18 protein-coding genes and 1 other annotated feature are annotated in these 22736 nt (G+C 38.7%); of the genes, 16 read left to right on the top strand and 2 right to left on the bottom strand.

Annotated features, from left to right (window positions below; genetic code table 11):
- Nucleotides 1–173 precede the first annotated feature (173 nt).
- Nucleotides 174–2441 (top strand): protein translocase subunit SecDF, encoded by a 2268-nt coding sequence (gene secDF, locus QNH24_RS18030; RefSeq protein WP_283868900.1) that lies wholly within the window; start codon nt 174–176, stop codon nt 2439–2441.
- A gap of 113 nt (nt 2442–2554) precedes the next feature.
- Here the strand turns inward: secDF and QNH24_RS18025 are convergent, their stop codons facing one another.
- Nucleotides 2555–4243, bottom strand: coding sequence for a methyl-accepting chemotaxis protein (locus tag QNH24_RS18025; RefSeq protein ID WP_283868899.1), 1689 nt, complete (start codon nt 4241–4243; stop codon nt 2555–2557).
- Between the two features lie 319 nt (nt 4244–4562).
- Nucleotides 4563–4858 (top strand) — a binding site (T-box leader).
- An 87-nt stretch (nt 4859–4945) separates the two neighbouring features.
- Here QNH24_RS18025 and QNH24_RS18020 point away from each other — a divergent pair.
- The 8 genes from QNH24_RS18020 (at nt 4946) to QNH24_RS17985 (ending at nt 13721) form a co-directional block, all read left to right on the top strand.
- Complete coding sequence (locus QNH24_RS18020; protein WP_283868898.1) at nt 4946–6283, top strand: chorismate-binding protein; 1338 nt, start codon at nt 4946–4948, stop codon at nt 6281–6283.
- 21 nt (nt 6284–6304) lie between these two features.
- A complete protein-coding gene (gene trpD / locus QNH24_RS18015) occupies nt 6305–7336 on the top strand; it encodes an anthranilate phosphoribosyltransferase (protein ID WP_283868897.1) in 1032 nt (343 codons plus the stop codon).
- Entirely contained in the window at nt 7333–8124 is a 792-nt protein-coding gene (gene trpC, locus QNH24_RS18010; RefSeq protein WP_283868896.1) for an indole-3-glycerol phosphate synthase TrpC, read from the top strand. The genes trpD and trpC overlap by 4 nt, the downstream gene beginning before the upstream one ends.
- Nucleotides 8121–8735, top strand: coding sequence for a phosphoribosylanthranilate isomerase (locus tag QNH24_RS18005; RefSeq protein ID WP_283868895.1), 615 nt, complete (start codon nt 8121–8123; stop codon nt 8733–8735). Before trpC ends, QNH24_RS18005 begins: the two co-directional genes overlap by 4 nt.
- Nucleotides 8735–9946 (top strand): tryptophan synthase subunit beta, encoded by a 1212-nt coding sequence (gene trpB, locus QNH24_RS18000; protein ID WP_283868894.1) that lies wholly within the window; start codon nt 8735–8737, stop codon nt 9944–9946. Before QNH24_RS18005 ends, trpB begins: the two co-directional genes overlap by 1 nt.
- Complete coding sequence (gene trpA, locus QNH24_RS17995; RefSeq protein WP_283868893.1) at nt 9943–10734, top strand: tryptophan synthase subunit alpha; 792 nt, start codon at nt 9943–9945, stop codon at nt 10732–10734. The genes trpB and trpA overlap by 4 nt, the downstream gene beginning before the upstream one ends.
- Nucleotides 10735–10856: 122 nt before the next feature.
- Complete coding sequence (gene recJ, locus QNH24_RS17990; protein WP_283868892.1) at nt 10857–13175, top strand: single-stranded-DNA-specific exonuclease RecJ; 2319 nt, start codon at nt 10857–10859, stop codon at nt 13173–13175.
- A 33-nt stretch (nt 13176–13208) separates the two neighbouring features.
- Nucleotides 13209–13721, top strand: coding sequence for an adenine phosphoribosyltransferase (locus tag QNH24_RS17985; protein WP_283868891.1), 513 nt, complete (start codon nt 13209–13211; stop codon nt 13719–13721).
- Between the two features lie 270 nt (nt 13722–13991).
- On the opposite strand, the gene QNH24_RS17980 is transcribed toward QNH24_RS17985, so the two are convergent.
- Nucleotides 13992–14450, bottom strand: coding sequence for a MarR family winged helix-turn-helix transcriptional regulator (locus QNH24_RS17980; protein WP_283868890.1), 459 nt, complete (start codon nt 14448–14450; stop codon nt 13992–13994).
- A gap of 178 nt (nt 14451–14628) precedes the next feature.
- Here QNH24_RS17980 and QNH24_RS17975 point away from each other — a divergent pair, with 178 nt between their 5' ends.
- The 7 genes from QNH24_RS17975 to QNH24_RS17945 all read left to right on the top strand — a co-directional run bounded on the left by QNH24_RS17975 (nt 14629) and on the right by QNH24_RS17945 (nt 22622).
- Nucleotides 14629–15888: an MFS transporter gene (locus tag QNH24_RS17975; RefSeq protein WP_283868889.1), complete on the top strand. Its 1260-nt coding sequence runs from the start codon at nt 14629–14631 to the stop codon at nt 15886–15888.
- A 100-nt stretch (nt 15889–15988) separates the two neighbouring features.
- Nucleotides 15989–17080 (top strand): carbohydrate kinase, encoded by a 1092-nt coding sequence (locus QNH24_RS17970; protein ID WP_283868888.1) that lies wholly within the window; start codon nt 15989–15991, stop codon nt 17078–17080.
- A 4-nt stretch (nt 17081–17084) separates the two neighbouring features.
- Nucleotides 17085–17999, top strand: a complete 915-nt coding sequence (locus QNH24_RS17965) for a pseudouridine-5'-phosphate glycosidase (RefSeq protein ID WP_283868887.1) — start codon at nt 17085–17087, stop codon at nt 17997–17999.
- 209 nt (nt 18000–18208) lie between these two features.
- A complete protein-coding gene (locus QNH24_RS17960; protein ID WP_283868886.1) occupies nt 18209–20404 on the top strand; it encodes a RelA/SpoT family protein in 2196 nt (731 codons plus the stop codon).
- Nucleotides 20405–20466: 62 nt separating this feature from the next.
- Complete coding sequence (dtd, locus tag QNH24_RS17955) at nt 20467–20907, top strand: D-aminoacyl-tRNA deacylase (protein WP_283868885.1); 441 nt, start codon at nt 20467–20469, stop codon at nt 20905–20907.
- A gap of 72 nt (nt 20908–20979) precedes the next feature.
- Nucleotides 20980–21195, top strand: a complete 216-nt coding sequence (locus tag QNH24_RS17950; RefSeq protein ID WP_054771322.1) for a DUF2642 domain-containing protein — start codon at nt 20980–20982, stop codon at nt 21193–21195.
- A 116-nt stretch (nt 21196–21311) separates the two neighbouring features.
- Nucleotides 21312–22622, top strand: a complete 1311-nt coding sequence (locus tag QNH24_RS17945; RefSeq protein ID WP_283868884.1) for a helix-turn-helix domain-containing protein — start codon at nt 21312–21314, stop codon at nt 22620–22622.
- The last annotated feature ends 114 nt before the right edge of the window (nt 22623–22736 follow it).

Below are 22736 nucleotides of genomic sequence, written 5' to 3'. Positions count from 1 at the left end.
AAAAGATAAATTTGCGCGTTATGAACGATTGAAATAAGTAGAGCAATCTTTTTGAAGCACAGGCTACATTATTCTACAGGAAAAGGAGGAATAGACGTTTCAAAAAGGTCTTGCTATTATACTTGTTTGTAGTGTAAGGAATGCCCTTACACCTATTCGAGGAGGATTTATAAATGAAACTAAAAAGTCGTATAGTTGCATTCGTACTATTAATGGTTATTTTTGTAGCAACCATCGGTACGACTGTAGGCGGCGTCTTAAAGGACATTAAGCTAGGCCTTGACTTACAGGGCGGGTTTGAGGTTCTTTATGAGGTGAAAGAATTAAAAGAGGGACAAAAAATTACACCAGAAGTAGTGTCTGCAACAGCATCAGCTCTTAGTAAACGTGTAAATGCTATCGGGGTAAGTGAACCGAGTATTCAGGTTGAAGACAAAAACCGCATTCGTGTGCAATTAGCCGGTGTTGAAGACCAAGCATCAGCACGTAAATTATTGTCTACTTCTGCAAATTTAACTTTCCGTGATGTTGATGACAATTTACTATTAGATGGTGATGACCTAAAGCCAGGTGGAGCAAAGGATTCCTTTGACCAGCAAAATCGTCCAATTGTATCATTAACGTTAAAGGATGCGAAAAAATTTGCTGATATAACAAGTAAAATTGCGGCTAAACCAGCAGGTGAAAATTTACTCGTTGTATGGCTAGATTTTGAAGAGGGTGTGGATTCATATAAAGCTGAATCACAAAAAGCGAAGCCTCGCTATGCATCTGCAGCAACAGTTAGCCAAACATTAGATACAACAGATGTTATGATTAGTGGTAACTTCACAGTTGAAGAAACGAAAAATTTAGCTGGTATTTTAGAGGCTGGGGCACTTCCAGTAAAGCTTGATGAAATCTATTCTACGTCAGTTGGTGCACAATTTGGTGACCAAGCTTTAAAAAGTACAATTTTCGCAGGTATTGTGGGTGTAGTTTTAATTTTCTTATTTATGCTATTCTATTACCGTTTACCTGGCTTAATTTCCATCATTACACTTGCCATTTTCACTTTCTTAGTATTAGTCGTATTTGATTGGATTAATGCAGTGTTAACACTTCCGGGTATTGCAGCAATTGTTCTTGGTATAGGTATGGCTGTTGATGCCAATATTCTAGCGGCTGAGCGTATTCGTGAGGAACTACGTGTAGGTTATTCAGTAAAACAAGCATTCCAAATTGGCTCGAAGCAGTCTTTATCAGCAATTATCGATGCACAGCTTACTACATTATTAGCAGCTGCTGTATTATTCCAATTCGGGACAAGCTCTGTTAAAGGGTTTGCAACAACATTAATTATTAGTATTTTACTAAGCTTCTTAACAGCTGTTTGGGGTTCTCGTGTACTATTAGGTTTACTTGTCAACAGTGGATATATCAATAATCCAGCTTGGTTTGGTATTGCAAAATCTAAACAGCATAGCTTAGATGAAAATATCGGTACATTAGATTTATCTACGAAATTTGATCGTTTTGACTTTGTACACAACCGTAAGAAGTTCTATACATTCTCATTAGCTATTCTAGTGGCTGGTATAGTGGTTCTTGGTATTTTCCGCTTAAACCTGGGTATTGATTTCACAAAAGGTACTCGTGTGCAAATTGAAGCGGATCAAACTTTAGTTAAAGAAGAAGTATCTAAATACTTAGATAGTATCGACTTCCCATCTGAAGATATCGTTTTGACAGGTGAAAAGAGTAACTCCGCAGTTATTCGTTATAACCATGACCTATCACAAGCGGAAATTTTAAAATTCAAAAAAGAAGCTGGCAAAAAATATGGTCATGAGCCTGGCGTAAGTACAGTATCACCAACTGTTGGTAAAGAGCTTGCGAAAAATGCTATTAAAGCATTGTCACTTGCAGCTATCGGTATCATTATCTATGTAGCGGTTCGTTTCGAGTGGCGCATGGGTGTTGGGGCAGTTGTTTCGTTACTACATGACGTATTCTTAATTGTTGCGGTATTTAGTTTTATGCGCTTAGAGGTCGATATCACATTTATAGCGGCGGTATTGACGATTGTTGGTTACTCCATTAATGACACGATTGTTACGTTTGATCGAATGCGTGAAAACCTGGATCGATACGATACGATTAAAGACCGTGAAGTTTTAGCGGATATCGTTAACAAATCACTACGTCAAACAATGGGTCGATCTGTTAACACAGTGTTAACAGTTATTATCGTGACAGTGTCACTTCTTATTTTAGGTGCACCTTCGATTCAAAACTTCTCAATTGCGTTATTAGTCGGTTTAATAACAGGTATGTATTCATCTATCTGTATTGCTGCACAAATCTGGTATTCATTAAAAATTCGTGAAATGAAAAAATCAGATGGTCAAATACACAAAAAAGAGAAAAAACAATGGGGTACTGACGAGCCTACTGTTTAATATATGTCTTTAAATTAGGAGCAGGGAAGGAAATTTTCTTTCTCTGCTTTTGATGATAAAAAAGAATCTGCATACTTTCATTGGAAAGTTGCAGATTCTTTTTGTTTTGTCCATTAAAGTCTAAATTGATGTAGTAAAGCCTGTAGTTGCTGGGCGTTATCACTTAACTCCTCGGCTACTGCATTGACCTGCTGCATTGTGGCTACTTGTTCATCAACTGCCTGGGCTATAATTTGGGCGTTATTTGCTGAAATATCTGCACCTGAGGCGATTTCATTTATTGAGGCAGCTACTTCTTGAGCGCCAGCCGAAATTTGTTCCGACGTGGCTGAAATATCTTCAATCTGGTCTGTGAAGTCTTGAACAGATGATGAAATGGCGTCAAAGGCATCACCTGCCTCGTAAATTTTAGCTACACCGTCTTGAACAGATGCCAAGCCTTCAATGACAGCATCCTCGACATTTCTTGTATCCAATTGAATCTCATTTGTAATAGCCACAATTTGACTCGCAGATTGTTTCGATTCCTCTGCAAGCTTTCGCACTTCATCTGCGACGACTGCAAAGCCTTTGCCATATTCACCAGCTCTTGTTGCTTCGATAGCAGCATTCAATGCTAATAAATTGGTTTGCTCCGTAATGGTTGTAATTACTTTTGTAATTTGTCCAATATCTTCAGATTGTTTACTAAGTTTTTTTGTTAAATCAGCAATACGTGTCGTAGTTCCAGAGATTGTATCCATCTGCTCTTTGGCAGTTAAAATGGTTGTACCTCCTGTATGGGCAAGCTGTGTCATATTGAGTGCGTTGCGATGTAAATATTGTGTAGCCTCAGCGATACGTTGTACACCAGCAGCGGTTTCATCCATAGCGATTGTATTTTGCTGGGCTGCACTGGCCGAAGAAGTTAAGTGACTTGTTGTTTCTTTTACACGATGTGCAATCTCGCTTGAAGTCGCTGTCACTTCCTCAGTGCTTGCAGAAAGCTCTTCAGAAGCAGCAGATAAATGCATAGAGCTGTCTTGTACACTTCCTATTAGCTTAGATAAATTTTGTTTTAATGTATTTACTGCTGTAGCAAGGATACCAATTTCATCTTTTGAGCGATAGTCAAGATGGGCAATTGTTAAATCACCTTGTGCTAATGCATCAGATGCCTCAATGACCTCTCGTAGTGGTTGAACGATAGCTTTTTTCACAAAATTCATAAAGTATAGTCCTACAAAAACACTGACAATAAGCAAGACAACGGAGATGATGATAGCTCTTGATACAGTTAGATTAACAGTTTGCTCTACGTTTTGAAGTTGCTCCTCATGATAATCTAATAGCTCTTTTGTCAAAGCATAGATTTCCTTATTATATTTTGTCACATCATTATTTATGTAGGATAATGCTAAATCAGTATTACCATGATTAAATGCTTGCATCGCCTTTTCAGAACTAGCTAGTAAGTCGTTTTGTAATGCAGAAACTTGCTTCATAATATCTTTTGTGTAATCTGAACGTACAATACTAGTCAGTTCTTGAGTTGTCTCCGGCAATAGCTTTTCATATTTTTCTAAATTAGCTTTCGCTGTCTGATCTTTACTATTTAAAATATAGGAACGTAAAAATAGGCCTTGAGAGGCAAGCTGTTGCTGTATTTTTTGTGTTAATTGCATTTGGACAATTCGATAATTTAATGTCTCATCTATATCTCTCTTAGCCACTTTAAATTGAAGAAATGAGAGAATACTTAAGATTAGTAGTAAACAAATTAATGAAATAAATCCTATATTTAGTTTTTTGCGAACGGACATTTACGTTCCTTCTTTCCTTCGTAATATTAGAGAATTAATGTTCTGAAATTACTATAACTTGATATTTTTACAAGGTCAATACTTGGTAAAAGTTTAAAATTAGGTAGTTTTACTTCCTTTTTGTTGAATAGATAAAAGGGATTTTTACTAATAAAGTTTTTCATCATTCCATACATATTTTTTTCTTTTTCTCAGAATTCATTGACAATTCCGGTAGTTTGGCATAGAATAAGGCTAACTTTTTGTTCGGTAATGGTAGAAGGTTTCGGGAGCGAGGCTAGCCAAAGAACAGATGAGCTGAGTTTAGATAAGAATAGCTGAGAAATTGTTGAATAAGAATAGTAGCATAAGCGTGCAATTTAGAGAGTCAGTGGATGGTGTGAACTGATTTGTAGCTTATGTGAATGGACTTATGAGAGTCGCTTTTATAAGAAAAGCGAACGGCTTCCCCACGTTATAGGGGGTGCTTTAACTTTATTGACCATGTAAAGGTTAAAAAGTAGATGTCTTCGGACTATCTTTGCGTAATGGATTTGTCAATGCGTAGACAGAGCACATAAGGGAGAGCAATATGCTCTAATAAGAGGTGGCAACGCGGTCTTGATCGTCCTCTGCAATTAGGAAATTCCTTTTTGCAGAGGGCTTTTTTTATTTTCTGCAATCTTACATTCATAGGGAATTTTAGAAAGGAGCTTGGTACTTATGCTATCTACTAGTTCAAGAACAAAGATGAAAACGATTAATGGTGATTCTTTAACACCGATTTTAATTTTTAGACGCTTACAAGGTAATCATAAATTTTTGCTAGAGAGTTCAGCCCAGCATGAGGGAGTAGGACGTTTTTCTTTTATTGGTGCTAACCCTAGAAAAACATACAAAGGCCAAGGAGATGGAATTCAAGAGTACTCCCATAAAACAGGAAAAACATATACACATAAAGGTGATTTATTTGTGTTATTGAAAAGATTAATGCCACGAATTTCCAATACTACGCTGTTCCCATTTTCAGGAGGTGCTGTTGGTTATGTAGGTCATGGGGCAACGTCAATTTTTACTGAACAGGCTAATGTGGAGCTACCCGTTGTGCATTTTCATGTTTATGAGACAGTTATTGTTTTTGACCATGTAACAGACGAGGTTACACTGATTCATACAAATATAGATGCAGAAAAAAAGGATCCCAATTTAGAAGAGCTAGCACAACAGCTGATAAATGCTAGAGAGGCTGAGGATTCAGATTGTCATTATGCTCCAAAGCAATCAGCTGCAAATGAACATTTTGAGAGCTCTCTTACAGCAATTAAAGATATTTTGGATGACGAGACGACAAGGATTGTGCTATCGAAGCGCCTAATAGCTGATTTTCAAGGAGATGCTTTCGCTCTATATCGTCAGTTACGGAAGAAAAATCCTGCAGCCTATATGTACTATATAGAATTTGAGGATCATGTTGTTTTAGGTACCTCTCCTGAAAGTCTTATTCGAGTTAAGGGTGAGCGAGTTATTGCATCGCTAACTGAAGGAACGCTTCCTAGAGGTAAAACGAAAGGTGAAGACTTGGAACAAGAACGGAAGCTAGTGGAAAACACAGAAATGGGAAAATCTTATGGGGTACTTGTTTCCGCTATTCAGCAAGAGCTGCAGTCAGTATGCTTCCGAGATTCGATTCAGGTAATTGAAACGATGAAAATTGAACGTTCAAAGCAAGCTTTACACATGACATCTAGGGTAGAAGGTCAAATTTTACCGATGCTTCATGCACTTGATGTCTTAGCCGCGACATTACCGCCCTTCGCACCAACGGAAATTCCAAAGGCACATTTAGAGAAATTAAGTCAGGCTGCTGGTATTTTTGGAGGTGCCCTTGGATTTATTGGCTTCAATGGTCATCTTGATTTTGCCTTAACAGGAAAATCAATGGTGATAGCCAATGAAACGATGCATATGCAAACAACTATAACGGTTACGAAATATACAAATACCAATGAAATTTCGAAACAGGTAGAAGAGGAAGAACGGGGTTTTTTTACAGCTATTTGAAAAAGAAGGAGGTCAACATTAATGGAAGCTATTCAGCAAAAAGTTCAGCTGCGAGAGCATCTCATTTATGAAGAAATGTTGGAGGCAGCAAATTGGATGTTCCAGGATGATACACCGAAGGAGGAAATTGCTAGCTTTCTAACAGCATTATCGACGAAGGGTGAAACGGCGCATGAAGTAGCGGCATTGGCAACTGTTATGCGTTCATTTGCTCTTAATGTACCTACAAGAGCAAGTGTATATATGGATAATTGTGGTACAGGTGGTGATGGTTTGAATACCTTTAATATCAGTACTGCCTCCGCTTTCGTTTTAGCTGGAGCAGGTGTTCAAATGGCTAAGCATGGTAATCGCAAAATTTCCTCAGCATCAGGAAGTGCGGATGTTTTAGAAGCACTCGGTATCCATACCAACATTACTATTGAGCAAACTGTTGAATTGTTGGAGACAGAGGGAATTGCATTTCTATATGCGCCAAATGTGCATCCGAAATTAAAGCGTATTGGTGAGGTGCGTCGATCTCTAGGTAAGCCAACAATTTTTAATCTTGTGGGCCCCCTTACGAACCCAGTTTCATTATCAACGCAATTTACGGGTATTAATCGACCTAATTTTGTCATGGAGTACGCTTCAGTTTTACAAATGCTTGGACGTGAGCGGGCGATAGTTGTTTCTGGGCAACAGGGGTTAGACGAGGCGTCATTAGCTGGGCAAAATACCTTTGTCTTGGTGGATAAAGGAGACTTAATTCCTTTTTCATTAACTGCAGAGGATGCAGGGCTTAGCTATGCGCCACTAGAGTCAATCCGAGGGGGAAATGCAGATGAAAATGCAGCTATTATGCGAAAATTATTAGCTGGTGAACAAAGTGCTTACTTTGACACAGTATTATTAAACGCGGGTATTGGGCTTTTTAGTTATGGTAAAGCTGAAACGGTAAAAGAGGGCGTAGAAATGGCGAGGGATAGCATTTTTAGTGGGCGTGCATTACAGAAATTAGAAGCAGTCGTTGCTTTCAGCGAGAGAATTAAAGAAGTGGAGGTTGGACAATGAATATTTTAAATAAAATTATTGAACAGAAAAAAATAGAGGTTTGTGCTTTACTTGAACAGCCTGACCCACTTGCTTATTTTACAGAAAAGCCACGCCCATCATTATTTGAGCAATTACGAACATCGGAAACATTACAGGTTATCTCTGAGATGAAGCGTGCATCGCCTTCTAAAGGGCTTATTGCAGAAGGAGCAGATCCAGTTGCTCAAGCAAAAATATATGAACAAGCAGGGGCAGCGGCTATTTCTGTACTAACAGATAAGGAATTTTTTAAAGGGTCCTTTAAGGATTTAGCCGAGGTAGCCGATGTTGTTCAAATACCTCTTCTTTGTAAGGATTTTATGATTGACCGTGTACAAATTCGATTTGCCAAAGCATCAGGTGCATCCATTATTTTATTAATTGCCGCTGCATTAACAGATGAGATACTGCGAGATTTATATAGCTATGCGACAAGTTTAAATTTAGAGGTATTAGTTGAAGTGCATGATCTTCAGGAGCTTGAACGAGCTTTGGCAGTAGGAGCTCAATTGATTGGCGTTAATAACCGTGATTTACGTTCCTTTGAGGTGAGCTTAGAACGAACACGTGAAATTGCACAAGCTTTCCCGTTCGAAGAGGAGCGCGTGTTAATTAGTGAAAGTGGCATTTGGCACCAGGAAGATGCTAAAACGGTGGCAGCAATGGGGGCCAGTGGTGTTCTTGTTGGCGAGTCCTTGATGCGCAGTGGTGATGCAGGAGCCGCACTAAAAAGTTTACAGGTAAGCAAGTTGGAGGCATCTGTATGACAAAGGTTAAAATTTGTGGACTGAAGGAACAGCAGCATGTACGAGCGGCGGTAGAGGCAGGGGCAGATGCCATTGGTTTTGTCTTTGCCCCAAGCAAACGCCAAATTTCTATTGAACAGGCACATCAATTAGCAAAAGAAGTACCAGGAGAAGTTTTGAAAATAGGAGTCTTTGTTAATCCAAGTGTGGAGGAATTGCGAGCCGCTGTAGAAGGCGTGCCACTAGATTATGTGCAGTTCCATGGTGAAGAGACACCTAAATTTATCCGTCAGCAAGGTTATCCAGCGATTAAGGCGCTATCAGTCCGAGATGAAGAAGATGTTCGTGCGGCTGCAAATTATAATGTTGACTATTATTTATTTGATGCACCAGGCACTGATTTTAAAGGCGGAAGCGGCCATACATTTGATTGGACACTTCTAGAGATGGCAGGGATTCCGCGAGATAAATTAATATTAGCGGGTGGTTTGAAAGCTGAAAATATTGCGCAGGCTGTATCGCTAGTATCGCCCTATATGGTAGATGTATCAAGCGGTGTGGAGACAGATGGTATAAAGGACGAAGCAAAAATAAATGCATTTATCCAGGCTGTAAAGAAGGGAAGAGCATAATGGTAAATTCAATAGCAAATAGCGTACCGACAAAGGAAGGACGTTACGGAAAATTTGGAGGACAATTTGTTCCAGAAACATTAATGACAGCCTTGCAGGAATTAGAGTTTGCTTATGATGAGGCAATGAGCGATCAGAAATTTACGGATGAGCTAGCTTATTATTTACAACAATATGTTGGGCGTGAGACACCGTTGTACTACGCAGAAAACTTAACTCAGGAGCTAGGTGGTGCGAAAATTTACTTAAAGCGAGAAGATTTAAATCATACTGGCGCCCATAAAATCAATAATGCCATAGGTCAGGCACTACTGGCTAAACGAATGGGTAAAAAGAAAATTGTAGCTGAAACCGGAGCAGGGCAGCATGGCGTAGCAACGGCAACAGCATGTGCACTATTAAACCTTGAGTGTGTTGTCTTTATGGGTGCTGAGGATATCAAACGTCAACAGCTAAATGTATTTCGCATGGAGCTACTTGGTACAAAAGTGGAGTCTGTCGAAACAGGGTCTAAAACATTGAAAGATGCTGTTAATGCTGCACTTCGCTATTGGGTGACAAATGTTGAGGACACGCATTATATTTTAGGCTCAGCTTTAGGGCCACATCCATTCCCAAAAATCGTCAGAGACTTCCAGCGTGTCATTGGTGTTGAAACGAGACAGCAAATTTTAGAAAAGGAAGGTCGTTTACCAGATGCAGTTGTTGCCTGTATCGGTGGTGGCAGTAATGCAATTGGTATGTTTCATCCCTTTGTCGATGACGAAGCTGTAGCGTTATATGGTGTGGAGGCTGCTGGAAGTGGTATTGAAACAGGAAAACATGCAGCAGCTATTGCCGGTGGTCAGCTAGGTGTTTTACATGGAGCATATATGTATTTATTACAGGATGATAATGGCTTTGTACAGGAGGCGCACTCTATATCTGCTGGACTAGATTATCCAGGAAAGGGCCCAGAACATTGCTATTTACATGATATTGGCCGTGCTCATTTTGATGCGATTACAGATAGTGAAGCACTTGAAGGCTTACAGTTACTAAGTCGTACAGAAGGCATACTTCCTGCATTAGAGAGCTCTCATGCTATTGCTTATACAGCAAAGCTGGCGAAAACAATGTCTACAGATGACATCATTGTTATATGCTTATCAGGTCGAGGAGATAAAGATGTTCATACAGTCCGTAAAGCATTAGGAGGGGATGTATCATGACAACATTACAGCAGGCAATTGAACAAACAAAAATTGCTGGTCATAAAGCATTTGTGCCATATATTATGGCAGGAGATGGTGGGCTAGAAACGTTAAGACCTACGATTCTAAAGCTTCAGCAATTGGAAGTGACGGCCATTGAGGTCGGTATCCCATTTACAGACCCTGTTGCGGATGGTCCAACAATAGAACGAGCAGGTGAACGAGCATTAGCGGCAGGTGTGACATTACGGAAGGTGCTAGAAGAACTGGCCTCCTTTAGAGCAGAGATTCACGTACCATTAGTGGTTATGACTTATTTTAATCCTATTTTAGCTTATGGCTTAGAGGAATTTGCGAAAGCTTGTGTGGCAGGGGGGGTAAAGGGGTTAATCGTTCCTGATGTTCCATTAGAGGAAAGTGCTATATTACAGAAGGCATTAAATCCCCATAGTATTGACATCATTCAGCTAGTATCGTTAACAAGTCCACCTGACCGAATCGCACGTATCGCGGCTGCTAGTCAAGGTTTTGTCTACGCTGTGACAGTCAATGGCATTACTGGGGCACGCTCAAGCTTTGCAGATGATTTAGATGACCATTTTGCTCGCTTACGTGAAGCAAGTGAAATTCCTGTTATGGCAGGGTTTGGTATTTCGACACCTGAGCAGGTAATTAGTATGGGTGCGCTTAGTGATGGGGTTATTGTTGGTAGTGCGATTGTGACGGCACTACACGAAAAAAATTGGCATAAGATTGAATCATTAGTGCTCGCTTCTAAAGGTGTGCTAGAGAAGTCTACTCTTTAATGAGTAGGCTTTTTTTATGAGGGGGACAGAAACAAGAATTTAGCAGATAAAACTATCAATCTAACTGATAGTGCCAATCAGATAGATTTTCGGTATAATAGCCTTCGTAAGGAAGTGAGAAGATGATTCTATCAAAAAAAAGATGGCGAGTGGAGCGACCAGATGCCAAACTTGTACAAACATTACAAAATGACCTACAGCTATCTGCAATTGCGGCAAAGATTTTAGCGGCACGGGGCTGCACAACAACCACTGATGCAGAGAGTTTATTAAATATGACAGAGGCAAATATTCATGACCCATTTTTAATGCATAACATGGCAGAAGCTGTGGCACGTATTGAGCAAGCACTTGAAGATGGAGAAAAAATATTAGTTTATGGCGATTATGATGCCGATGGTGTGACAAGTACAACTGTCATGCTTAATGTGCTACTTGATCTTGGAGCGGATGTATCGTTTAAAATTCCGAATCGTTTTATTCATGGCTATGGACCTCATGGGGATTTATTTCGTGAAGCATGTGACGAGGGTGTCAAGCTAATTATTACAGTAGATAATGGAATTTCGGGCATTGAACCGATTCGTATTGCGAAGGAACTTGGAATGGATGTTATTGTCACAGACCATCATGAACCTGGCGATGAATTACCACCAGCGGATATTATTTTACATCCTCGTATACCAGAAGGGCATTATCCATTTGGCGAGCTTGCAGGTGTAGGTGTCGCTTTTAAGTTAGCGCATGCCCTATATGGGGAGTTACCTACACATTTAATAGAATTGGTAGCTGTCGGAACAATTGCAGATTTAGTACCATTAGTGGATGAAAATCGCTATCTTGTCAAACGAGGAATAGAAGAAATGCGCCGTTCTCTTAGCCCTTGGGTATTGGCAATGTGTGAAGTAGCAAGTGCCGAGCAAGCTAAAATCAACGAAGAAACAATCGGCTTTTATTTTGGTCCTCGCTTAAATGCAGTTGGTCGCCTTGGCGAAGCAGCACCAGGTGTAGAGCTATTAATGGCCGAGGATCATGCAAAGGCAACAGCATTGGCAAAACAGCTCAATGCATGTAATAGTGAACGCAAAGATATTGTTAAAAGCATAACAGATCAGGCAGTTGCTCTTATTGAATCGGATGAAAAAATTCGCAATTCACTTGTTATAGTTATAGCAGGAGAGGGCTGGAATGCAGGTGTCGTGGGAATAGTTGCATCTCGACTTGTTGAACTTTATTACCGTCCAACAATTGTACTTTCATTAGACAATGAAAAAGGGACAGCAAAAGGCTCTGCCCGTAGTATTGAAGGATTCCATTTGTACAATGAACTAGCCAAGAATAGAGATATACTGCCTCATTTTGGTGGGCATCCTATGGCAGCCGGCATGACATTAGCTAGCGAGCATGTTGACGAATTAAGATTACGCTTAGATGCTCAAGCAAAAGCTTGTTTATCACAGGAGCAACTGACACCTGTATTGACTATCGACATTCCTCTGAAGCTGGATGAAATTTCAGCAGATGCCATTGAAGAAATTTCAACGCTTGGTCCATATGGTACAGATTTTCCAAAGCCTGTTTATGTGCTTGAAGATGTAGAGATATCCTCTATGCGGAAAATTGGGGCAGCAGAAAACCATATAAAAATGGAATTGACGGATGGCTATGAAAAATTGGATAGTGTCGGTTTCAATAAAGGACATTTACACGACGAGTTAACATATGGAATAAAAGTATCATTTACTGGGGATTTACAAATTAACGAATGGCAAGGGCGTAAAAAAGCACAATTTATGATAGAGGATGTCCAAACGACAGAATGGCAATTATTTGATATTCGTGGTATTCGTCAAACGGCTCGCTGGTTAAATACCATTCCGAAAGAAGAAGTAACTTTTATTGCCTTCCGTCAAGAGACGGTGACTTACTACCAATCTCTTATTGGTGAGCCTATTTTAGCAGTAGATTCTTCACTTTCAAATGTGGAACAAAGCAATTATATCGTGCTTTTAGATTTACCACAAAATGTTCAACTGTTAGAAAATGTCTTGCAAAAAACAGCTCCATCCCGTATTTATGCACATTTCTATATGCCTGATTCGCAATATTTTAATGGATTGCCGACTCGCGAGCAATTTGCTTGGTACTATAAATTTTTGAAAAACCGTCCTGCTTTTCCACTCAATATGCATTTAGCTGATTTAGCAAAGCATACAGGTTGGCCGTTAGATGCATTAAAATTTATGACACAGGTGTTTTTTGAGCTTGGTTTTGTTAAAATGGAGAGTGGACTGACGACTGTCAACGTGAATGCCACAAAACAGGCGCTTACGGAGGCACCGTCTTACAAACAACGTTCAGAACAGATTGAAATGGAGCAAAAGCTAGTTTATGCCCCTTATATAGAATTAAAACAATGGTTTGATGAACGATTACATTAATAGACGAAAAAGGTTCGTAGGAGGAGCAATAAAATGGATTTAAAGCAATATGTAACAACGGTTGAGAACTGGCCAAAAGAGGGCATTAGCTTCAAGGATATCACAACAATTATGGATAATGGTCCAGCATACAAATATGCAACAGATCAAATTGTCACGTATGCGAAAGAGTTAGGCGCAGAAATTATAGTGGGTCCAGAGGCTCGTGGTTTTATTATTGGGTGTCCAGTTGCTTATGCCCTTGAAATTGGCTTTGCCCCTGTTCGTAAACCAGGAAAATTACCCCGTGAAGTGGTAAGTGCTGATTATGGTCTTGAATACGGAAAAGATACATTAACTATGCATAAAGATGCCATTAAACCAGGTCAAAAGGTGTTAATTTGTGATGATTTACTTGCAACTGGCGGTACTGTTGAAGCAACAGTTCGTTTAGTGGAACAATTGGGTGGTCAGGTTGTTGGCTGTGCCTTCCTAATCGAATTAACAGAGCTAAACGGCCGTGCAAAACTTGGCGATTTAAATGTGAAAACACTTATTGAATATTAATACAGACAAAGGAAAAGCGCCAAATGATTATGGCGCTTTTTTGGATGGAGTTTTGACCGACTAATAAAAATTGCTCAGGTGGGCCAAAAGCTGCTCAGTTCGCCTGCTGATTCGCTCGGATCAACGAAAACATTGCTCGGGTTTTCAGCCAATTTGCTCGGGTTAGCAAGAAAACCGCTCGGGTAGCCAGTAGTTCCGCTCAGGTGTGCGTGAAAACCGCTCGGATTGTCCATAGGTACTCCACAATATAGTTACCACCCTTCCTGAAAACTATGCTTCATCGTAAGAGCGGATGATTTTTTGGATGGTTCTTAATGTGTCATAGAAATTTGCATATTGATCAATGCCGATATCAGCAATAATCCTTTCTTGAATAGTCTGCCAAATAGGGGTGGCTTCATTTAGTTTTTCCTTTCCCTTATCTGTTAATGAAATAATTTTTGTACGAGCATCTTGTGGATTTTTTGTTAATTCAACATAGCCACTTTGCTTTAATATATTTATATTCCGTGTTACGGTGGTTTGGTCAAGTTGCAGAATTTCGCCTAATCGACTTATCGAAACGGTTTGTTGATGAGCGATATTGGCAAGCATTGAATATTGTGTGACCTTTAGACCTGTTGGCTGTAGCAACCTATCATATAATTGTGTCACTACTCTTGTTTTTTTTCTAAGGTTTGCGCAAACACATATCTGCGTATAATCTATTGTCTTCAGATTATTCTCCATTGTTCAGTTCCCCTTTATGGATTCAGATAGCTTCAGTATACACCTATCAGATGAGAAATACTGCTTGACAGCAAGAATTGCCCTTACTACCATTATATATGTATATACATATAATACAAACAAAAACATGTATATACATGTGTAACTTGAAAATCTTTCAGGAAGTGAAGGTGTTAGGATGAAGCGTATTCATTATAGTTGGTTTATTCTTATAATCGCATTTTTCTCAATCATCGTAGCTGGTATTACAATGTCATCATCAGGCGTTTTTATCAATTCATTTGAAAAGGAATTTAATTGGGACAGATCCTTAATTGCACTAGCCTTTGCAGTTAGTTTGTTTTTATATGGGTTTTCTGGACCATTTATGGCAGCATTACTTGAAGTAGCAGGTTTGAAGAAGATGATGCTTGGGGCAATGGTGACCCTTATAACAGGCTTGATCCTTACACTTTTTATGAGCCAACCATGGCAATTAGTCATTATTTGGGGAGGGATTATTGGCTTAGGAGCCAGCCTCTTTTTAACAGTATTAAGTCCCTATGTCGCCAATCATTGGTTTGTAAAAAGAAGAGGGCTAGCGGTGGGAATTTTAACGTCAAGTACAGCAACAGGGCAATTAATTTTACTGCCTGTACTAGCTATTATCATTGAGCAATTTTCTTGGAGACATGCGATTGGCTTAATTCTTCTACTTAGTACGCTCATGTTTATCATCATTTTGCTATTTATAAAAAACAAACCACAAGATATTGGGATACTACCTTATGGACAGGAAGAAGAGCTAGAAATATCTCAAGAGCCTCATAAAAAAAATCCAATTACTATAGCTTTTAGTGGACTATTTGAGGCCATAAAGGTTAAAGAATTTTGGCTATTAGCGGGAAGTTTTTTTATTTGTGGTCTTTCAACAAATGGATTAGTCGGCACTCATTTTGTATCCTATTGTATTAGCTTTGGTGTACCATTAGTTACTGCTGCATCGCTTCTTTCCTTTATGGGCATATTTAATCTCGTTGGTACTACTTTGTCAGGGTGGTTATCGGATCGTTTTGATAATCGATGGTTATTGTTTTGGTACTATCTTTTAAGAGGGATGTCCTTGCTATTGCTTCCTTACGCATTAGCACAAGGTTCACTTCCCTTACTAGCAATCTTTACAATTTTTTACGGATTAGATTGGATTGCCACTGTACCTCCTACCATTAGTATTGCTAGAAAAACTTTTGGGACGAATAAAAGTGGTGTTATTTATGGATGGATTTTTGCATCACACCAGGCAGGTGCTGCTCTAGCTGCTTATGGTGGAGGGCTTATTTATAAGTTTTTCAATTCTTATACATGGGCTTTTTTCCTGGCAGGTGTTTTCTGTGCTTTAGCAAGCTTATTTGTTATTATGGTAAAAAAACAGCCACAAAGGCAAGCTCAGCCTGAATAATATTGAAAAAATGAACTCAATGATTTTATTGATTTCATTTTTTTTGACTTATAACAAACAAAAGTTTATAATGTAAACAAATATAATAAAAGGTGATGCTATGAATGAAAGAGAACAGGCGGTACTGGCATTAATTCGTCAAAATCCGTTTATGTCTCAGCAAGAGATGGCGGATAAGATGAATCTATCTCGTCCAGTCCTAGCCAACTTAGTGTCGAGCTTAACGAAGCAAGGAAAAATAGTAGGACGTGCGTATATTTTACCCGAGGAAAATGAAATTATTTGTATCGGTGGCGCAAATCTAGATCGTAAATTTCACGTGAAGGGGAACGTCCAGTTTGGTACTTCCAATCCTGCAAGCTCTTCATTTAGTGTGGGTGGTGTTGGGCGAAACATTGCTGAGAATCTAGGTAGGCTAAATCATCAGGTAACATTACTAACAACGGCTGGCAATGATGCTGATTGGCAAGTTATCCATGAGGCTTCTGAGTCCTTTATGAATTTACGTTATGTTGAGCAATTACCAGATGCTTCAACTGGCTCTTATACTGCAATAATGGATGAGCAGGGAGAGCTAGCACTGGCTGTTGCAAACATGGAAGTATATGATCTGTTATTGCCGAGCTTGTTAAAGAAGCACGAGGCAATGCTTGTCAATGCTGGATGCTATATTTTGGATTTAAACTGCCCAAAGGAAACAGTAGCCTATATTCAACAGATGGCAATTGCCCGTGAAATTCCGTTAGTCATTGTGCCTGTATCTTCCCCTAAAATGAATCGACTACCTGATACTTTGCAAGGGGTTACTTGGTTTATCTGTAACACGGACGAAGCGGAAACAATTGTAGGGCATGCAATTGAAAGCGCTGCCGATTATGAAAAAGCATTACAGCAACTACTTCAGTTAGGTGCTGAGCATGTCATTATTACAGCAGGAAGCAAGGGTGTTTTTGCAGCATCAACTTCGATTAAGCCTAGTCATTTTAAGGCTAAGATTATAGATAAGATTGAAGATGTAACAGGGGCAGGAGACGCCTTTGTCAGTGCAGTGATTCATAGCTGGCTTACTGGACAATCCTTCGCGACAAGCATTGATGCCGGTTTAACAAATGCTAAAAACACACTGGCATCCCCATACACAGTAAGACCTGAATTATCTGTAGATTTGTTAAAAAGTGAAATGGAGGAATAACAACATGAAAGAATTCATCGTATTATCAGAGGAAGTAAAAGCAGGGCAAGCAAAAGGTTTACCAATCGTAGCATTAGAATCAACAATTATCTCTCACGGTATGCCATACCCTCAAAACGTACAAACTGCGCGTGAAGTAGAGCAAATTATCCGTGACAATGGTGCAGTTCCAGCAACGATTGCTTTAATTGATGGGAAAATTAAAATCGGTTTATCAGATGAAGAACTTGAAATGTTCGGTAATGCGCAAGGAGTAGCAAAAACTTCACGTCGTGACTTAGGCTATTTATTGGCAACAAAAAAATTAGGTGCGACAACTGTAGCAGCGACAATGATTTGTGCTGAACTTGCGGGCATTGAAATTTTCGTAACAGGCGGTATCGGTGGTGTTCATCGAGGCGCTGAAACAACGATGGACATCTCAGCGGATTTAGAAGAACTGGCACAAACAAATGTGGCAGTAATTTGTGCTGGTGCTAAATCAATTTTAGATATTGGTTTAACATTAGAATATCTTGAAACTAAGGGTGTACCTGTCGTTGGATTTGGCACAGATGAAGTGCCTGCGTTCTATACTCGTCAAAGTGGTTTCGATGTTAACTTTAAACTAGAAACCCCAGAGGAAGTGGCAGAGATGCTACGTGCAAAATGGCAATTAGGCTTAAAAGGCGGAGCTGTCATTGCAAATCCGATTCCAGAGTCTGAGGCGCTTGAGCATGCCTTCATTACAGAAATCATTGAAAAAGCGTTAATAGAAGCAGAGGAGAATGGTATCCAAGGCAAAAACGTTACGCCATTCTTACTTGGAAAAGTAAAAGAATTAACAGAGGGTAAAAGCCTTGATGCAAACATTGCATTAGTAAAAAATAATGCAGTTGTAGGAGCAAAAATTGCTGTGGCGTATAATAAATTAAGCTAAATAATTATACGAAAAGAGAGACTCTTTGCGAATTATTACATTCGCAGAGGGTCTTTTTATTCATTATGAAGAAAAATTCTTCCATTTTTCACATTGTTCACGAGATTAACTAAACAAAATGACATAGTCGCTTTACAATAGGCTACAATATTTTATACAATTAAATTTATATCTAATCTGAAAAATTTGACGAGCAAGGTGGACATGTTATGGCGAAAGAGCAAATTTTGACTCCCGAGGACGTATTTGAGTTAGTCAAATCCTACATGAATGATGAAAATGTCGCATTCGTGAAAAAAGCATATGAATTAGCGAGGAATGCCCATATAGAGCAATTCCGAAGTTCAGGTGAACCGTATATAATTCACCCAGTACAAGTAGCTGGTATTTTAGCTGAATTACAAATGGACCCTGAAACAGTTGCGGCTGGTTTTTTACATGATGTTGTCGAGGATACAGATTTTACGCGCGACGATTTAGTTCATGAATTCGGCGAAGAGGTTGCAATGCTTGTTGATGGCGTGACAAAGCTGGGGAAAATTAAATATTTATCAAAAGAAGCGCAACAAGCAGAAAATCATCGTAAAATGTTTGTTGCTATGGCACAGGATATCCGTGTCATTTTAATTAAACTGGCTGACCGTTTACACAATATGCGGACGCTCAAGCATTTGCCTGCTGAAAAGCAACGCCGTATCTCTAAAGAAACGCTTGAAATTTTTGCGCCACTTGCGCATCGCCTTGGAATTTCGACAGTTAAATGGGAGCTAGAAGATACAGCTCTTCGTTATTTAAATCCACAGCAATATTACCGCATTGTTAGTCTGATGAAGAAAAAACGCGATGAACGTGAGGCCTATTTAGAAAATGTTATGGCTGAAATGAAATCACAGCTTACAGAGGTCGAAATCGATGCAGATATTTATGGTCGTCCAAAACATATCTACAGCATCTATCGCAAAATGGTGTTGCAAAAAAAACAATTTAATGAGATTTATGATTTATTAGCCATTCGTGTATTGGTCGATAGTATTAAAGATTGCTATGCTGTGCTAGGAATCGTGCATACGCTATGGAAGCCGATGCCTGGACGCTTTAAGGATTATATTGCAATGCCCAAGCAAAATCTTTATCAATCACTGCATACGACAGTAATTGGCCCTTATGGTGACCCATTAGAGGTGCAAATTCGTACAAAGGAAATGCATAAGATTGCCGAGTACGGGATTGCTGCACATTGGGCATATAAAGAAGGTAAAAAGATTGATACCGAAAAACAAAATGTTGATCAAAAATTAACATGGTTCCGTGAAATTTTAGAATTTCAAAATGAATCCTCAAATGCTGAGGAATTTATGGAATCTTTAAAATTTGATTTATTTTCTGATATGGTTTATGTATTCACACCTGAAGGAGATGTCATTGAATTACCAGCAGGTTCTGTACCTATCGACTTCGCATACCGTGTGCATTCAGAGGTCGGAAATCGTACAATTGGCGCGAAAATAAATGGTAAAATGGTGCCGCTTGATACACCGTTAAAAACGGGGGACATTATTGAAATTTTAACCTCTAAGCAATCTTTTGGCCCAAGTCGAGATTGGCTTAAAATAGCACAATCCTCACAGGCAAAAAATAAAATAAAACAGTTTTTCAAACGTCATCTTCGAGAAGAAAATATTCTCAAAGGCAAAGAGATGATTGAAAAGGAAATCCGTGCACAGGATTATGACATGAAGGAAACCATGTCAGCTGAAAATATAAAGCGTGTTTGTGACAAATTTAACTACACAAACGAAGAGGATTTATATGCAGCAGTTGGTGTGAATGGTATAACTGCACAGCAAGTTGTTAATCGACTAGCTGAAAAACGCCGCAAGGAACGTGAACAGGAAGAAGCACTCGAGAAAATCGAACAAAAAATGAAAAATCATGTTCCACAAAAACGCACAGAATCTGGTGTTATCGTAAAAGGTATTGACAATATGCTTATTCGACTTTCGCGTTGTTGTACACCTGTGCCTGGGGATGATATTGTCGGCTTTATTACGAAAGGTAGAGGTGTTTCGGTACATCGTGCAGACTGTCCTAACATCCAAGTAGAGGATGAGCAGGAACGTTTGATAGAGGTTGAGTGGGAAAATGGGTTGACTCCTGAGAAAAAAGAATACCCAGTTGATATTGAAGTATCAGCCTTTGATCGACCTGGCATATTAAATGAAATTATGCAAATTGTTAGTGAAACGAAAACAAATATTTTAGCTGTCAGTGGTCGGGCTGATCGTGAAAAAATGGCGACTATTCATTTAACAATATCGATTTCAAATATTTCGCATTTGCATAAGGTTGTAGAGCGTATTAAACAAACACCAGATATTTATTCAGTGCAACGAGTGATTAATTAAAAGAGTCCTTGGTGGATTAACTTTCTTATTTATGGACGACGATAGAATTGAGGTTTTAAAGAATGAAAGTAGTTTTACAACGTAGTAAAGCGGCCACTGTTACGGTTGACGGGAAAGTAACTGGCGCTATTGATAATGGTTATGTCCTTTTGGTAGGAATAACACATGAGGATACACAAGAGGATGTTGACTATTTAGCCAAAAAAATAGCTCATCTTCGCCTTTGGGAAGATACTGATGGAAAAATGAACCACTCCATTTTAGAGCATGGAGGGGCTATATTATCCGTCTCACAATTTACATTGTATGGGGATGCAAAAAAGGGGAATCGACCAAGTTTTACAAATGCAGCAAGACCAGAAGTTGCGCAGCCGTTATGGCAGGCTTTTAATGAAGCCTTACGTTCACACGGTTTACAAGTGGAGACAGGTATATTTGGGGCAATGATGGACGTTGCACTTACAAATGATGGTCCAGTTACTATACTTCTTGAGTCAAAATAATGGTACATTTCCTATGATTCCTTCATACACTATAAAGTATGGTTAGTTTTGTAGGAAGGAAGTGTCTTAAAGATGACGAAGATGGGAAGCATATCAAATCCATATTTATACGAAACTCTTAACATGTTGATTGGTCAGGCTATTGTAGTACAAACCGAGAAAAATATTCAGCAAGGTGTATTAGCTTCGGTATTACCTGACCATATCGTTGTAGAGATTAGTCGTACGCCTTTCTTCATTCGTATGGAGGAAATTGTATGGGTTACCTTGGCAACAGTTAAAAAATAAGTAAGTGGAGGCCTTCAATTCACAATATGTGACTGGAGGTTTTTTTTGTGATGTAGAGTCATTTTTACTATATAATTATCTAAAAGTTTCGTCATTTAGAAAGGGGAAGTTAAACAATGCAAAGAGTAGCCGTACTTGGTTCATTATTTTTCTGGAATAACATAAAACAACATTTTTCGGCATTTCCTCATGTGCAATTTATTCATTTCCCTTACACAGTACCTGAGCAAAGTGTTGAATTGATTGATGAGGCAGCAGCCCAGACAGACATTTTATTATTTGCTGGCTCGATTTCCTATCATTACTGCATAGATAAGATTAAAGCTAAAAAGATTCAAGCAACCTATATTTCGTTTGACGAATTAACATTGTCACTATCATTGCTATCCATACAACATAACCAGAAAGTAGAATTATCTAAACTATCAATTGATTTACCTAAAAAAGATATTCTAAATCAAGTTTTAATAGAATCGGATATACAACCTCCAAAGCTACATGTAATAGATTACGCTTGGGTATATGATCAAAACGAAAAAATAAATCACTTCCAAATTGATGACTATATAATGTTCCATAAGGAGTTGTATAAAGCAGGGAAAACGGAGCTAGCACTTACTAGCTTACATGCTGTTTATGAAGCGTTGAAACAAGCAAGAGTCCCAGCAAGCTATATGGTTGAACGGAAACAGACATTTATCTCAACTGTAAATAGAGCTCTTAATGCTTATAAAAACACCCTATTAATTTCATCACAAATTGCTGTTGTATCAATTCGCAGCAGAGAGAATTCTACTATTTCTAATAAACAATTGTGGATGGAGAATCTTGAAAAAGTATCAAAAATGTTTCATGCAAGGGTAGCTCAATCCCTTCAAGAGCCCTACTTAATTTTTTCTACAAGAGGAGTAACTGAAACAATTGATAGGGTCTACTTAACATCATTAATGAGACAGTTTGAAGCACAATTTGAAACAACTTTTCATATTGGAATAGGATTTGGATATTCATTACATGAAGCTGAGAAACACTCCTCCCAAGCATTGTTTTTTACAACAAAATTTGACGAGCATTCCACTGTTTTGTGCCTTGTTGATGAAGAAAGCCGACTTCATGGACCATTATTTGAAAATAATAAAAAAATAGCATTATCGAATAATAATCAGCAGATTTTAAAGGTTGCTGAAAAATTAAAAATGAGTGCTAAAAATTTAAATTTAATTAGGCAATTTATTAAGTTAAATAAAAATCGACCTTTTTCTGCAACAGAATTAGCAACGTATATAAATCTTTCTCGTCGATCGGCAGAACGAATGATTAATCGATTAGTTGAGCAAAATTATCTTGAATTATCAGGTGAAGAGCATCCATATCATCAGGGGCGTCCACGAAAGCTATATAAAGCAACTAATCTATTAGAGATATGAAATGATAGAAAATTAATACTTTACAATAAATTTGAACTATTGTATATTTATTTTCAATTAAACGACATATAGCGACAAAATTTTTGAGGAGGAGTATCCATGAAATAGAAAAAA

This window comes from Lysinibacillus pakistanensis, from assembly GCF_030123245.1.
In the GTDB taxonomy this organism is placed as follows: domain Bacteria; phylum Bacillota; class Bacilli; order Bacillales_A; family Planococcaceae; genus Lysinibacillus; species Lysinibacillus pakistanensis.
The sequence above is the reverse complement of the archived record's forward strand: the minus strand, read 5'-3'. Positions and strand labels throughout refer to the sequence as shown.

Coding starts and splice junctions, on each gene's coding strand:
- QNH24_RS17980 (WP_283868890.1), bottom strand. CDS start 14,450: ATGGAGAATAATCTGAAGACAATAGATTATACGCAGATATGTGTTTGC.
- recJ (WP_283868892.1), top strand. CDS start 10,857: ATGATTCTATCAAAAAAAAGATGGCGAGTGGAGCGACCAGATGCCAAA.
- QNH24_RS17945 (WP_283868884.1), top strand. CDS start 21,312: ATGCAAAGAGTAGCCGTACTTGGTTCATTATTTTTCTGGAATAACATA.
- QNH24_RS17950 (WP_054771322.1), top strand. CDS start 20,980: ATGACGAAGATGGGAAGCATATCAAATCCATATTTATACGAAACTCTT.
- QNH24_RS17960 (WP_283868886.1), top strand. CDS start 18,209: ATGGCGAAAGAGCAAATTTTGACTCCCGAGGACGTATTTGAGTTAGTC.
- QNH24_RS17965 (WP_283868887.1), top strand. CDS start 17,085: ATGAAAGAATTCATCGTATTATCAGAGGAAGTAAAAGCAGGGCAAGCA.
- trpB (WP_283868894.1), top strand. CDS start 8,735: ATGGTAAATTCAATAGCAAATAGCGTACCGACAAAGGAAGGACGTTAC.
- dtd (WP_283868885.1), top strand. CDS start 20,467: ATGAAAGTAGTTTTACAACGTAGTAAAGCGGCCACTGTTACGGTTGAC.
- trpA (WP_283868893.1), top strand. CDS start 9,943: ATGACAACATTACAGCAGGCAATTGAACAAACAAAAATTGCTGGTCAT.
- secDF (WP_283868900.1), top strand. CDS start 174: ATGAAACTAAAAAGTCGTATAGTTGCATTCGTACTATTAATGGTTATT.
- QNH24_RS17985 (WP_283868891.1), top strand. CDS start 13,209: ATGGATTTAAAGCAATATGTAACAACGGTTGAGAACTGGCCAAAAGAG.
- trpC (WP_283868896.1), top strand. CDS start 7,333: ATGAATATTTTAAATAAAATTATTGAACAGAAAAAAATAGAGGTTTGT.
- QNH24_RS18005 (WP_283868895.1), top strand. CDS start 8,121: ATGACAAAGGTTAAAATTTGTGGACTGAAGGAACAGCAGCATGTACGA.
- QNH24_RS18025 (WP_283868899.1), bottom strand. CDS start 4,243: ATGTCCGTTCGCAAAAAACTAAATATAGGATTTATTTCATTAATTTGT.
- trpD (WP_283868897.1), top strand. CDS start 6,305: ATGGAAGCTATTCAGCAAAAAGTTCAGCTGCGAGAGCATCTCATTTAT.
- QNH24_RS17975 (WP_283868889.1), top strand. CDS start 14,629: ATGAAGCGTATTCATTATAGTTGGTTTATTCTTATAATCGCATTTTTC.
- QNH24_RS18020 (WP_283868898.1), top strand. CDS start 4,946: ATGCTATCTACTAGTTCAAGAACAAAGATGAAAACGATTAATGGTGAT.
- QNH24_RS17970 (WP_283868888.1), top strand. CDS start 15,989: ATGAATGAAAGAGAACAGGCGGTACTGGCATTAATTCGTCAAAATCCG.